Genomic DNA, 13,666 nt, shown 5'->3' with positions numbered 1-13,666 from the left:
GAGAGTAGCGTCTCCACTTTCCCGCACAACCCTTTGTCTCAGGTTATTCCAATATGTTCGTCACAGGGGCGTGCCGCCGCCGTGACGAACATATTGCGACTCGGCACGTCGCCGGAACAGATTCCGGCGACGTCCGAACCCTGCGGTGCCGAGGCTTCAGCGGAGCAAGGGACCGAGTGCGTCCAGCACCCGGCTAGCCAGCAGTGCCTTGGATCCATGATCCAGGGCGATCTCGGTGCCGTCGGCCCCGAGCAACCAGCCGTCGTTGGTGTCGACCTCGAAGGCCTTCCCCTCACCGACGGCGTTGACCACGAGAAAATCGCAGCCCTTACGAGCCAGTTTGGCCCGGGCGTGGGTGAGCACGTCCGCGTGCTCGTCCCCCGTCTCGGCGGCGAAGCCGACGATCGTGGTGCCCGGCAGGTGACCGTCACGACGGGCCTGCACCAAACCGGCCAGAATGTCCGGTGTTTTCGCGAGTGCGATCGAATCAGGTTCGCCCGCACCCTTTTTGATCTTAGCGGCTGCCACCGACACCGGCCGGAAGTCGGCGACCGCGGCGGCCATGATGATCGCGTCCGCGCCCAGCGCGTGCTTGTCGCACGCCACCTTCAACTGCTCGGCGGTGGTCACGTGCACCACCTCGACGGCGGCCGGAGCCTCCAGCCCGATGGTATTGCCCGCGATCAGCGTCACCTGCGCGCCGCGCTGGGCGGCCAGGCGAGCCACGGCGTAGCCCTGCTTGCCGGAACTCCGATTGCCAAGGAAGCGAACAGGATCCAGCGGTTCGCGGGTGCCGCCCGCCGACACCACGATGCGGCGACCCTCGAGATCGCGTGGCAGGGCGTCGGGGCGTTCGAGCAGCAGTCGGGCCAGACCGAAGATCTCCTCCGGCTCGGGTAACCGCCCGGGTCCGGTGTCGGTACCGGTCAGGCGGCCCGAGGCCGGCTCCATCACGATCGCGCCGTGCGCGCGCAGCGTCGCCACATTCGCCTTGGTGGCCGGGTGCTCCCACATTTCTGTGTGCATGGCCGGGGCGAAAAGGATGGGACATCGTGCGGTGAGCAGGGTCGCGGTCAGCAGGTCGTCGGCGCGGCCCTGGGCCACGCGCGCCATCAGGTCCGCGGTGGCGGGGGCGATGACGACCAGATCGGCCTCCTGGCCGAGACGCACGTGTGGCACCTCCGGCACGTCGGCGAAAACGCCGGTGTGCACGGGGTGCCCGGAGAGCGCCTCGAAGGTGGCCTTGCCGATGAATTGCAGAGCGGCTTCGGTGGGAATGACACGAACCTCGTGCCCGGTTTCGGTGAACCGGCGCACGAGGTTGCAGCTCTTGTAGGCAGCGATACCGCCGCCGACGCCGACGACGATTCGAGTCACCGCGGGTTTACTCCCCTTCGGTGTGCTCGAGCAGGTCGGCGTGGATCTCGCGCATCGCCACCGACAGCGGCTTCTCCTGCAGACCCGGCTCGACCAGCGGACCGACGTATTCGAGAATGCCGTCGCCGAGCTGGTTGTAGTAATCGTTGATCTGCCGCGCGCGCTTGGCGGCGTAGATGACCAGGGCGTACTTGGACGAAGTCCGCTCCAGCAGTTCGTCGATCGGCGGGTTGGTGAGGCCGACCGGAGTGTCGTAGGCGGGAACGGTCTTGATGTCCGTACTCACTAGGAAGGCTCCTGCGGGGTTGTTCGGAAGGATGGCACCCGGCTCACTTCGAAGACGAGCCGGGTGTGCGGGGTCTTACGATCCCGAATTTGTGCTAACGAACAACGATACCAACTGCTCGCAGGCGGTCGTCACGTGGTCGTTCACGATGACGATGTCGAACTCGTCACACGCGGCCAATTCGGTGCGTGCGGTTTGGAGCCGACGCTCGATCACCTCGGGCGATTCCGTCCCTCGGCTCTTGAGCCGGGACACCAGCTCGTCCCAGCTGGGTGGGGCCAGGAAGACCAGTTTGGCCTCCGGCATGGTCTTGCGGATCGAGCGCGCGCCTTCGAGGTCTACCTCGATCAGGACGTGATGTCCGGTCGCGAGCGCTTCCCGCACGGGTGCGGCCGGGGTGCCCGACCGCTGCAAACCACCGTGGATATCGGCCCATTCGAGTAGTTCTTCCGCCGCGATCATGGCGTCGAACTTCTCACGGGTGACGAATCGGTAGTCCTGGCCATCGACCTCCCCGGGCCGCGGAGCCCGGGTGGTGGCCGACACACTGAATACCAATTCGGGCAGTCGTTCGCGCACGCAGCGCACGACGGTGGACTTGCCGACGGCCGAGGGGCCGACCAGAACTACCAGTCGACCCTTCCGAGTGTGTTCGACCACCCTCGGATTAATCGGCGCTGAAGTCGAACCGGGCCAGCAGCGCCTTACGCTGCCGGTCGCCCAGTCCGCGCAGGCGGCGGGTGGGAGCGATTTCCAACTCGCTCATGATTTCGGCCGCCTTGACCTTGCCCACCTTCGGCAGAGCCTCGAGCAGCGCGGAAACCTTCATCTTGCCGAGAACTTCGTCCTTCTCGGCATCGGCCAGGACCGTCTTCAGATCGGTACCGCCACGCTTCAAGCGCTCCTTGAGCTCCGCCCGAGCGCGGCGAGCGGCAGCCGCCTTCTCCAAAGCAGCGGCGCGCTGCTCGTCAGTCAGCTGGGGAAGGGCCACGGTTCCTCCGTCTCATCGTTCATTGCTTGATCTACCTCCGGTAACCCGGTGGTCTCAGCGACCGTACCCACGACGCTTGCCGATTGCGAACCCACCCCCCAGGTCAGCGCGTGATTCGGCGCGCGACCGGGCCGGACGGGTGGTGGCGGGGGCCCACTCGGAGCGGCTGCGACGGCACCCGCCGGACGGGCTCGAATGTCCTTGCGGCCAGGGCTTTTTCGGTTTTCGCCGAGGCCCGTGAGAGCGCGGACGGGCGGCGGATGAAACCGTGACCGAGCTGTAATCACGCGACCTGGAAGTTCCTCGGATTTCTCGGCGTGTCGTTCGATTCCGTAGCGCGTGTCGCGCATCACTCGAGGCCGGACGGTGACCTTGAATAGCGGCAATTCAGACACCTTCCGACGCAGGTCGGGACCGGTCCGGACCACCGCGACGCCCTGCGACGGCCCGTTTCGCCCCCTCACGCGGCCGCTGACGCCCGAAACACGGCTGTCACGAACTTCCCCCGCCGAGCGGTGGGCGGCAGACGTGAGACGGGCGATCAGGACAAGCGTTCGATCAGGTCAGGGGCGTTCGCCAACAGCGAACACGCGCCACCCATCCGGATTCGCGGTCAGTCGTCGTACTGGCAGAACTCGATGAGCGTGCCCTCGGGAGCGCGCAGATGCGCCACCCGCATGCCCCAGGCGGCCTGGTCGACGGGCTCGGCGACGATCCTCACCCCGCGGGCGCGCACCGATTCGACGGCCTTGTCGACGTCCTCGACACGCAAAACCACTACGACAGAGTCGATTTCGCCGCGCGGACGATGCTCGGCGCCGATCGAGGCGTCCATGAAGGCGCGGGTGAACAGCGCCAGATCGTTGCCGCCGAGCGCGAAGCAGGCGTACGGGCCGTCGTCGGATTCCGGGACGTCGCCGGGGGTCTCGTGCTTGAGCGGCAGGCCGAGGACGTCGCGGTAGAAGCGATAGCTCGCCGCGAAATCGTCCACCAGCAGCCGGGTTTGACCGTACGAGATCAGGCCGAGCGCACCGTCGGACATGAGAAATACCACCTTTCTACCGAGCAGTCGGCTTGCAGCCTAACGCCCGGCGGAAAGGTGGTCGCGGTGAAGAAAAGCGCCGATCAGGCCTCCGGCCAGTGGCCGCGCAGCCGGGTCGCGACCTCGCCGGCCTGCCGCCACCCCGCGTCGTAGGCGGGACGCAGCGCCTCGCGAGCGAAGACGTCGGGACCGATGTCGGCCTTGGCCTGCTCGTCCGGAACCACGAACAGCACTGTGGCCGAACCCAATTGACTATCGGACGGTGCGTGCGGGAACAGGCCGGCGAGCGGTTCGACGATGAGGATCACTTCCGCGCCGGCGGCGAGCCCGGCATTGATCGGCGAGTGCACGCCGCCGTCGATGTAGTAGTCGCCGTCGATCGGAATGGGCGGGAAGATGCCCGGCACCGAGGTGCTCGAGGCGACCGCCTCGCCCAGGGTGGCCTTCCCGTCCGGGAACCAGGTCTGCAGCCCTCCGGTCGCGACGGCGGTGGCGGTGATCACGAGATCCCGGTCGGGCCAGCCGGGATCGCCGAGCAGCCGCGACATGCGCGCGATGTGATCGGCAGGATCACCGACCTTGCGCTCGAGAGCGAGTTCGCCGATGCGGCGGCGACTCTCATCGGGATCCAGGCCGAGCCCGGCCACCGCGGCGATGATCTCCCCCAGGCCCGAACCGTCGACCGCGGGCGCGTCCGGATCCGCCTCGGACAGGCCCGCCACCAGGGCGAGCAGGTCCACGTCGTTGGCCAGGTTGGCGGCGACGACCGCACCGGCCGAGGTGCCGACGAGACGATCGGCCCGCGACAGATCGATGCCCAGCTCACGCAGGCCGACCGCCAAACCGGTCATCCAGAGGATGCCGACCGCGCCACCACCACCGAGCACGAGAGCGTGGCGAATTCCATTGGGCGACAGTGCGTCAGACATGGGTCCACTGTATCCGAGCACCGATGAGCGGAGCCCGGATCGTCGTGTCCGATCCGGGCATGGTCCGCACCGAATCGACCATGATCCATGACGGTGCCCGACCTACAGCCGCCGGGTCGATCCGTGTCCGGTGGATCGGCGCAACGGCGATATCACTCGGCCGCAAGCCGGTCGCCGTGCCCGGTCATCGCAGCGCGGTTCGGGATCGCTGCTGCCGAAACGGGGTGGGCGCGGACCGTTCTCGGCCCGCGCCCACCCCGGATACGCGTGTTCAGTTCTGCAGGAAGGCGAACTCCTCGGCGAGTTCGGCAACCCGCGCCTGGAGCGCGGCGACCGACGGGCCGGACTTGAGCACCTCGCGGGACACGTTCGGCAGCACCGCGCCGAGATCGCTCTCGGGCACCAGGGCGCGGATGGAGTCCGCTCCCCCGCCCTGGGCGCCCACACCGGGCATCAGGATGGGCCCGTTGAGCTTGCTCAGGTCCGGAGCCTCGGTCAGCGTCGCACCGACCACCACGCCGACGGAACCGAAGTCGGCTCCGGCGTTGACGGCGGCCGCGTCGTCGACCATGCGCTGGGCGATGGTGCGGCCGTCGGGACCGGTGATGCGTTGCAGCTCCGCCCCTTCCGGGTTGGAGGTGGCGGCCAGTACGAAGACGCCACGGCCGTTGGCGGCCGCGAGGTCCAGAGCCGGTGCGAGGGAACCGAATCCGAGGTACGGGGACACGGTGACCGCGTCCGTGCCCAGTGGGCCGTCGGCGAGCCAGGCGTGCGCGTAGGCGTCCATGGTGGAGCCGATATCGCCGCGTTTGGCGTCGGCGAGCACCAGGGTGCCCGCCTCACGCAGCGCGGCGATGGTCTCCTCCAGCACCAGAATGCCGCCGGAGCCGTAGGTCTCGAAGAACGCGACCTGCGGCTTGACCAGCGCCACCCGGCCCGCGAACGCCTCGACACAGGCGTTCGCGAACTTGGCCAGCCCGACGGTGTCGGTGGGCAGACCCCACGCCTTCAGCAGCGGCGGATGCGGATCGATGCCCACGCACAGCGGACCGTGCTCGCGCATCGCCTCGCGCAGCCGCGCACCGAATGTCGTCACCGGGCTCAGCCCCGCAGGGTGGCGTGGAGTTCCTGCAGGGACCGCACGCCGATGCCGCCGCGAATGGTGGCCTCGATGCCCTGCACGGCGGCCGCCGCACCCTGCACGGTGGTGATGCACGGAATGTTCGCGCCCACCGCGGCGGTGCGGATCTCGTAACCGTCCACGCGCGGACCGTTGTTGCCGTACGGGGTGTTGAACACGATGTCGACGTCGCCGTCCTTGATCATGTCCACGATGCTGGGCTGATCGGTGTGCTCGTCGGAGTGCTTGCGCACCTGCTCGCAGGGAATACCGTTGCGGCGCAGCATCTCCGCGGTGCCCTCGGTGGCCAGGATCTTGAAGCCCAGGTCGTGCAGGCGCTTGACCGGGAACACCATGGCGCGCTTGTCACGGTTGGCGATCGAGACGAAGGCCGCGCCCTCGGTCGGCAGCGAACCGTAGGAAGCCGTCTGCGACTTGGCGAATGCCGTGCCGAAGTCGGCGTCGATGCCCATCACCTCACCGGTGGACTTCATCTCCGGGGACAGCAGCGAGTCGATGCCGGAGCCGTCGGGCCGCTTGAAGCGGTGGAACGGCAGCACGGCCTCCTTGACCGCGACCGGGGCGTCGATCGGCACGGTGCCGCCGTCACCCTCGGCCGGGAGCAGGCCCTCCTTGCGGAGGTCGGCGATGGTGGCGCCCAACGCGATTCGCGCCGCCGCCTTGGCCAGCGGCACCGCGGTCGCCTTGGAGACGAACGGCACGGTGCGGCTGGCGCGCGGGTTGGCCTCGAGCACGTAGAGCACATCGTCCTTGAGCGCGTACTGCACATTGAGCAGGCCCTTGACGCCGATGCCGTGCGCGAGCGCGGTCGTCGAGCGGCGGACGGCCTCGATATCGCTGCGGCCCAGGGTGATCGGGGGCAGGGCGCACGCCGAGTCACCGGAGTGGATACCGGCCTCCTCGATGTGCTCCATGACGCCGCCCAGGTACACCTCTTCGCCGTCGCACAGGGCGTCGACGTCGATCTCGATGGCGTCTTCCAGGAACCGGTCGATCAGCACCGGGCGATCGGGGCTGATATCGGTGGCGCGGGAGATGTAACCCTCGAGGGTGTCCTCGTCGTACACGATCTCCATGCCGCGGCCGCCCAGCACGTAGGACGGGCGCACCAGCACCGGGTAGCCGATCCCGGCGGCGATCTTCTTGGCCGCCGCGAAGGTGGTGGCGGTGCCGTACTTGGGAGCCGGAAGGCCCGCCGCGACAAGCACATCGCCGAATTCGGCGCGGTCCTCGGCCAGGTCGATGGCCGCGGCCGAGGTGCCGACCACGGGCACGCCCGCATCGGTCAGCTGCTGTGCCAGGCCCAGCGGAGTCTGGCCGCCGAGCTGGCAGATGACGCCCGCGACGGTGCCGGACTCGGTTTCGGCGTGGTAGACCTCGAGGACGTCCTCGAAGGTCAGCGGCTCGAAGTAGAGACGGTCGGCGGTGTCGTAGTCGGTCGACACGGTCTCCGGGTTGCAGTTGACCATGATGGTCTCGTAGCCCGCGGCCGAAAGCGTCTGTGCCGCATGCACACACGAGTAGTCGAACTCGATGCCCTGGCCGATGCGGTTGGGCCCGGAGCCCAGGATGATGACCTTGTCGCGCTCGAGCTGCGGTGCGACCTCGGACTCCGCGGCGGGATCCAGTTCGTAGGCCGAGTAGTGATACGGGGTCTTGGCCTCGAACTCGGCGGCGCAGGTGTCGACGGTCTTGAACACCGGGCGGATCTGCAGGCGGTGCCGCAGTTCGCGCACGCCCGCCTCACCGGCGAGTTCCGGTCGCAGCGCGGCGATCTGGCGATCGGACAGGCCGTAGTGCTTCGCGGTGCGCAGCAGCGGCTCGTCCAGCACGGGCGCGGCCATGATGTCGGCACGCAGGTCGACCAGGGCGGACACCTCGGCCACGAACCACGGGTCGATGCCCGAGGCCTTGGCGGTGTCCTCGATGCTCGCGCCCAGGCGCAGCGCCCGCTCCACCTGGTAGATGCGACCCTCGGTCGGCACCTTCAGATCGTCGAGAATGGCCTGGGTGTCGGTCCATTCACCGTCGGGCAGCGTCCAGAAGCCGGTGGCCTTGGTCTCCAGCGAGCGCAGCACCTTGCCCAGCGCCTCGGAGAAGTTGCGGCCCATCGACATCGCCTCGCCGACCGACTTCATGGTGGTGGTCAGCGTCGGGTCGGCGCCCGGGAACTTCTCGAAGGCGAAGCGCGGAGCCTTGACGACCACGTAGTCGAGCGTGGGCTCGAAACAGGCCGGGGTCTCCTTGGTGATGTCGTTGACGATCTCGTCGAGCGTGTAGCCGATGGCCAGCTTCGCGGCGATCTTGGCGATCGGGAAACCCGTTGCCTTGGAAGCCAATGCGGACGAGCGCGAGACGCGGGGGTTCATCTCGATGACGATGAGGCGGCCGTCGGCGGGGTCCACCGCGAACTGGATGTTGCAGCCGCCGGTGTCGACGCCGACCTCGCGCAGGATGGCGATGCCGAGATCGCGCATCTTCTGGTACTCGCGGTCGGTCAGGGTCATGGCCGGGGCGACCGTCATGGAGTCGCCGGTGTGCACGCCCATCGGGTCGACGTTCTCGATCGAGCAGACGATGACCACATTGTCGTTGCGGTCGCGCATGAGCTCGAGCTCGAATTCCTTCCAGCCCAGGATGGATTCCTCGATCAGCACGTTCGCGGTGGGCGAGGCGGCCAGGCCGCCGCCGGCGATGCGGTCGAGGTCATCGTGGTTGTAGGCCATGCCGGAACCCAGGCCGCCCATGGTGAACGACGGGCGCACGACCACCGGGAAACCCAGTTCCGCGACGGTGTCGCGGACCTCGGCCATGGTGTAGCAGACCGCGGAGCGCGCGGACTCGCCGCCGACCTTGGCGACGATGTCCTTGAACTTCTGCCGGTCCTCGCCACGCTGAATGGCCTCGAAGTCCGCGCCGATCAGCTCGACGTTGTACTTCTCCAGGATGCCGTTGTCGTGCAGGGCGACAGCGCAATTGAGCGCGGTCTGACCGCCCAGCGTCGCGAGGATCGCGTCGGGGCGCTCCTTGGCGATGACCTTCTCGACGAACTCCCAGGTGATCGGCTCGACATAGGTCGCGTCGGCGAACTCGGGGTCGGTCATGATGGTCGCGGGGTTGGAGTTGACCAGCGACACGCGCAGGCCTTCGGACCGCAGGACGCGACAGGCCTGGGTTCCCGAGTAGTCGAACTCACAGGCCTGGCCGATGACGATCGGGCCCGAGCCGATCACCAGGATGTGGTTCAGATCGGTGCGGCGTGGCATCAGGCTCCTTCCATCAGCATGGCGAAACGGTCGAACAGGTAGGCGGCGTCGTGGGGTCCGGCGGCGGCCTCGGGGTGGTACTGCACGGAGAAGGCGCGGCCGTTGACCAGCTGCACACCCTCCACGACTCCGTCGTTGGCGCAGATGTGGCTGACCTCGGCCTTGCCGAACGGGGTGTCGAAGACCTCGCCGCGCTCACCCTCGAGGGCGAAGCCGTGGTTCTGCGCGGTGATCGAGATGCGGCCCGAATGATGTTCGATGACCGGCACATTGATGCCGCGGTGGCCGAACTTCATCTTGTAGGTGCCGCGTCCCAGCGCCCGGCCCAGGATCTGGTTGCCGAAGCAGATGCCGAACAGCGGCAGGTTCTCCCCCAGCACACCCTGGGTCAAAGCGACCTGGGCGTCGGCGGTGGCCGGGTCGCCCGGACCGTTGGACAGGAACACGCCGTTGGGGTTGAGTTCCTTGATCTGGTCCAGGGTGACGTTCGAGGGCACCACGTGCACCCGGATGCCGCGCTGCGCGAACATGCGCGGGGTGTTGGACTTGATGCCGAGATCGACTGCCACGACCGTGAATCGGTGTTCGCCGACCGGTTCGATGGTGTACATCTCGTCGGTGGAGACCTCACCGGCCAGGTCCGCGCCCAGCATGGAGGGCTGACCGTTGACGCGGCCGAGCAGCTCCTCGTACTCGGCGAGCGACTCACCGGAGAAGATGCCCGCCTTCATGGAACCGGCGGTGCGCAGGTGCCGCACCAGCGCGCGGGTGTCGATGCCCGCGATGCCGACCACGTTCTGGTTCTCCAGCTCGGTCTGCAGGGTGCGGTTCGAGCGCCAGTTGGAGGCGCGGCGCGAGGGGTCGCGCACGGCGTACCCGGCGACCCAGATCTTGCTCGACTCGTCGTCCTCGTCGTTCCAGCCGGTGTTGCCGATCTGGGGCGCGGTGGCCACCACGATCTGGCGGTCGTAGCTGGGGTCGGTGAGGGTCTCCTGGTACCCGGTCATCGCGGTGCAGAACACCGCCTCACCCAAAGTCTCGCCGACGGCACCGAAGGTCGTTCCGCGGAACACGCGGCCGTCCTCGAGCACCATCACTGCGGTGTATCCGCTGCTCATGCTTCATCTCCCGTCTTCGTCGTCGTCTCGGCTCCGGTCCATGCCGGGTAAACATCCTTGTCGTCACCGCGGAAACCGGTATCCACCTCGGTCCCCGTCGGCAGCGTCCAGCGAATCACCAGCACACCATCCGCCGTCATTACCTTGCCCGCGTGCCCGCGCTCGGCGCGCACCGCGGTGATGGATTCCTGGGGAATCCAGATCGGGCCCGTGCCATCACGCTCGAGCAGGATGCCGCGCTCGAAGCGCGTCATCTCCGCCGTGGCACGGAAACCCAAGTCGCCCACCGTGACCCGCTGGATCCAGCTGGGGGCCAGGGTGCTGCCGAGGTAGAGGCCGGTGGTCGGCTCCAGCAGTTGCGCGCCGCAATCGGCCGGAACCGAGGGCAGCTCACCGATCGCGCCCGCCTGCTTCTTCGCCCGCTTGGTCCAGGCCCGATACATCAGCCACAGGCACAGCGCGAACAACACCAGCAGTCCCACGATCTGCACTGTGCGTTCCATTACGGTCCTCCTCGGTACCCCACCCGCCGGATCAACCGGCGACGATCTTGCCGTCCCGGGCGGTGATCCGGCCGCGCAGGAAGGTGGCGGTCACCTTCGCGGGCAGGGTCATCGACTGGAACGGGGTGTTGTGGGCGATCGAGGCGAGTTCCTTCGCCTCGACCGTCCATTCGGTGTCGGGATCGATCAGTGTCAGGTTGGCCGGTTCGCCCACCGCGATCGGCCGTCCCTGATCGTCGAGACCCACGATGGCCGCCGGATTCTCGCTCATCACCTTGGCGACGCCGCGCCAATCCAGCAGGCCGGGCTTGACCATGGTTTCCACGATGATCGACAGCGCGGTCTCGAGGCCCAGCATGCCGGGGCGGGCGGCGGCGAACTCGCAGCACTTGTCCTGCTCGGCGTGCGGGGCGTGATCGGTGGCGACACAGTCGATGACACCGTCGGCGAGGGCCTGGCGCAGCGCGGCCACATCGGAGGTTTCGCGCAGCGGTGGGTTGACCCGGTTGACCGCGTCGTAGGTCTCCAGGCGCGAGTCGTCGAGCAGCAGGTGGTGCGGGGTGACCTCGGCGGTGATCGAAATGCCCTGGGCCTTCGCCCATTTCAGCAGTTCGACGGTGCCAGCGGTGGAGGCGTGGCAGATGTGCACGCGGGCACCGGCATCCCGGGCCAGCAGCGCGTCGCGGGCCACGATGGACTCCTCGGCGGCGCGCGGCCAACCGGCCAGCCCCAGCCGGGCGGCGTTCGGGCCCTCGTGCGCCACAGCGCCCTTGGTGAGACGCGGCTCCTCCGCGTGCTGAGCGATCAGCACGCCGAGGGAGGTCGAGTATTCCAGCGCGCGGCGCATGATCAGCGGGTCGTAGACGCAGTGGCCGTCGTCGGAGAACATGCGCACCGCGCCGAGTCCGGCTGCCATGGTGCCCATTTCGGCGAGCTGCTTGCCCTCGAGGCCCACGGTGACCGCGCCGACCGGGTACACGTCGACCAGGCCGACCTCCTGGCCGCGCTTCCACACGTGGTCGGTGATGACCGCGTTGTCGGCGACCGGGCTGGTGTTGGCCATCGCGAACACACCGGTGTAGCCGCCCAGAGCCGCTGCGGCGGAACCGGATTCGATGGTCTCGGTGTCCTCGCGGCCCGGCTCGCGCAGATGCGTGTGCAGGTCGATGAAGCCCGGCAGCAGCACCTGACCGGTGCCGTCGACGATCTCCGCGTCCTCGACGGTCAGGCCCGCGCCGATCTCGCGAATCTCACCGTCGGCGAGCAGCACGTCGACGGGCTCGCCTTCGCCGTAGACCTTGACGTTCTTGATCAGGACATTGCTCACGCTGTTTCCTTTCGGCGCGACCGGGGGCCTTCCGTGGTTACGCAGGCTGCCGCCTCCAGGCCTGACCCGCTCACGCCACCACCTCATCGGTACCGACCAGCAGGCGGAACAGCACCGCCATGCGCATATGGACTCCGTTGTTGACCTGTTGCAGCACCGCCGCTTTCGGGGAGTCGGCCACGGAGAAGCCGATTTCCATGCCGCGCAGCATCGGACCCGGATGCAGCACGACCGCGTGCTCGTCGAGCATGTTCATCCGACGCTCGTTGAGGCCGTAGCGGATCGAGTACTCGCGCGCCGAGGGGAAGAAGCCGCCGTTCATGCGCTCGGCCTGCACCCGCAGCATCATCACCGCGTCCGCGCCCGGCAGCTCGGCGTCCAGGGAATCGGAGATCCGCACCGGCCAGGCTTCGACGCCGATCGGCAGCAGGGTGCGCGGCGCGACCAGTACCACCTCCGCGCCGAGGGTGCTGAGCAGGAAGGCATTCGAGCGCGCCACCCGGCTGTGCAGGATGTCGCCGACCAGCACGACGCGCTTGCCGTCCAGGTCGCCGAGACGCTGACGCAGGGTCAGCGCGTCCAGCAGGGCCTGGGTCGGGTGCTCGTGCATGCCGTCACCGGCATTGATGATCGCGGGGCCGGGACCGGCGTAACCGCTTGCGGCCTCGTTCATCTCGGCGAACCAGCGCGCGATCTGATGCGCCGCACCGGAGGCCGGATGCCGCACGATGAGCGCGTCCGCGCCCGCCGCGTGCAGGGTCAGCGCGGTGTCGCGCAGCGATTCACCCTTGGAGACAGAGGAACTCGACGCGCTGACATTGATGACGTCGGCGCTCATCCACTTCCCGGCCACCTCGAAGGAGACGCGGGTGCGGGTGGAGTTCTCGAAGAACGCGGTCATCACGGTGCGCCCGCGCAGGGTCGGCAGCTTCTTGACCTCGCGGCCGAGCAGGGCCTGTTCGAACCGTTCGGCCTCGTCCAGCAAATCCGTGGCGGCGTCGCGGTCGAGGTCGGTGACCGACAGCAGATGCTTCACTGGTTGCCACCCTCCTGGCGCAGGTACACCCCGTCGCGGTCGTCGTGCTCGCGCAGCAGCACCGAGATGTCCTCGGTGCGCGCGGTGGGAACGTTCTTGCCGACATAGTCGGCGCGAATGGGAAGTTCGCGATGGCCGCGATCGATGAGCACCGCCAGCTGCACCGCGCGGGGGCGACCCAGATCGCGCAGACCGTCCAGCGCGGAGCGCACGGTGCGGCCGGAGAAGAGCACATCGTCGACGAGCACCACCAGCGCGTCCTCGATGCCACCCTCGGGCACCGAGGTGCGCGAGAGCGGACGATGCGGCTTGGAGCGCAGGTCGTCGCGGTAGAGGGTGATGTCCAGGGAGCCGATCGCGGGGCGCACGCCGGAGAATTCCTCGATCCGGTTGAGCAGGCGATGAGCGAGAGTCGTTCCGCGCGTCGGGATTCCGATCAGCACCACCCGGGCAGCATCCGGATCGCCGAGATCGGTCTTCTCGATGATCTGATGCGCCATCCGCGCGATGGTGCGGCTGACGTCGGAATCAGAAAGCAGCTCACGTCCGGCCTGCACCCGCTCCGGATCATGCCGGTGCGAGTATTCGGCCGCGCTCGACTTGGCCGCCCGATCCTCGGGCACAGCCATGCCGACCTCCTTCCCCGCCTC

At 68.1% G+C, this 13,666-nt stretch carries 13 protein-coding genes; all 13 read right to left on the bottom strand.

Going from position 1 to position 13,666, the window contains the following annotated elements; all coding sequences use genetic code 11:
• Nucleotides 1-156: 156 nt before the first annotated feature.
• Nucleotides 157-1,377 (bottom strand): bifunctional phosphopantothenoylcysteine decarboxylase/phosphopantothenate--cysteine ligase CoaBC, encoded by a 1,221-nt coding sequence (gene coaBC / locus OG300_RS07605; protein ID WP_405493555.1) that lies wholly within the window; start codon nucleotides 1,375-1,377, stop codon nucleotides 157-159.
• 7 nt (nucleotides 1,378-1,384) lie between these two features.
• A complete protein-coding gene (rpoZ, locus tag OG300_RS07600; RefSeq protein WP_400355079.1) occupies nucleotides 1,385-1,663 on the bottom strand; it encodes a DNA-directed RNA polymerase subunit omega in 279 nt (92 codons plus the stop codon).
• A gap of 75 nt (nucleotides 1,664-1,738) precedes the next feature.
• A complete protein-coding gene (gmk, locus tag OG300_RS07595; RefSeq protein ID WP_405493552.1) occupies nucleotides 1,739-2,323 on the bottom strand; it encodes a guanylate kinase in 585 nt (194 codons plus the stop codon).
• 7 nt (nucleotides 2,324-2,330) lie between these two features.
• Nucleotides 2,331-2,654, bottom strand: coding sequence for an integration host factor, actinobacterial type (mihF, locus tag OG300_RS07590; protein WP_213556273.1), 324 nt, complete (start codon nucleotides 2,652-2,654; stop codon nucleotides 2,331-2,333).
• Nucleotides 2,655-3,267: 613 nt separating this feature from the next.
• Nucleotides 3,268-3,696, bottom strand: a complete 429-nt coding sequence (locus tag OG300_RS07585) for a VOC family protein (RefSeq protein ID WP_405493550.1) — start codon at nucleotides 3,694-3,696, stop codon at nucleotides 3,268-3,270.
• Between the two features lie 83 nt (nucleotides 3,697-3,779).
• Nucleotides 3,780-4,625 (bottom strand): patatin-like phospholipase family protein, encoded by an 846-nt coding sequence (locus tag OG300_RS07580; protein ID WP_405493548.1) that lies wholly within the window; start codon nucleotides 4,623-4,625, stop codon nucleotides 3,780-3,782.
• Between the two features lie 271 nt (nucleotides 4,626-4,896).
• On the bottom strand, nucleotides 4,897-5,721 hold the full coding sequence (gene pyrF / locus OG300_RS07575) for an orotidine-5'-phosphate decarboxylase (RefSeq protein WP_405493546.1): 825 nt from the start codon (nucleotides 5,719-5,721) through the stop codon (nucleotides 4,897-4,899).
• 5 nt (nucleotides 5,722-5,726) lie between these two features.
• Nucleotides 5,727-9,032, bottom strand: coding sequence for a carbamoyl-phosphate synthase large subunit (gene carB, locus OG300_RS07570; protein ID WP_405493544.1), 3,306 nt, complete (start codon nucleotides 9,030-9,032; stop codon nucleotides 5,727-5,729).
• Nucleotides 9,032-10,150, bottom strand: coding sequence for a glutamine-hydrolyzing carbamoyl-phosphate synthase small subunit (carA, locus tag OG300_RS07565; RefSeq protein ID WP_405493542.1), 1,119 nt, complete (start codon nucleotides 10,148-10,150; stop codon nucleotides 9,032-9,034). The genes carB and carA overlap by 1 nt, the downstream gene beginning before the upstream one ends.
• Nucleotides 10,147-10,653 (bottom strand): transporter, encoded by a 507-nt coding sequence (locus tag OG300_RS07560; protein ID WP_405493540.1) that lies wholly within the window; start codon nucleotides 10,651-10,653, stop codon nucleotides 10,147-10,149. The genes carA and OG300_RS07560 overlap by 4 nt, the downstream gene beginning before the upstream one ends.
• A 31-nt stretch (nucleotides 10,654-10,684) precedes the next feature.
• The gene (locus tag OG300_RS07555) at nucleotides 10,685-11,980 is read right to left on the bottom strand and encodes a dihydroorotase (protein ID WP_405493538.1); all 1,296 of its coding nucleotides are present in this window, start codon (nucleotides 11,978-11,980) and stop codon (nucleotides 10,685-10,687) included.
• 70 nt (nucleotides 11,981-12,050) lie between these two features.
• Nucleotides 12,051-13,016 (bottom strand): aspartate carbamoyltransferase catalytic subunit, encoded by a 966-nt coding sequence (locus OG300_RS07550; protein WP_405493536.1) that lies wholly within the window; start codon nucleotides 13,014-13,016, stop codon nucleotides 12,051-12,053.
• Nucleotides 13,013-13,645, bottom strand: a complete 633-nt coding sequence (gene pyrR, locus OG300_RS07545) for a bifunctional pyr operon transcriptional regulator/uracil phosphoribosyltransferase PyrR (protein WP_405493534.1) — start codon at nucleotides 13,643-13,645, stop codon at nucleotides 13,013-13,015. Before pyrR ends, OG300_RS07550 begins: the two co-directional genes overlap by 4 nt.
• Between the last annotated feature and the right edge of the window lie 21 nt (nucleotides 13,646-13,666).

Source organism: Nocardia sp. NBC_00511 (assembly GCF_045161165.1).
Classification (GTDB): Bacteria; Actinomycetota; Actinomycetes; order Mycobacteriales; family Mycobacteriaceae; genus Nocardia.
This window is presented reverse-complemented; position numbering and strand designations above follow the sequence as displayed.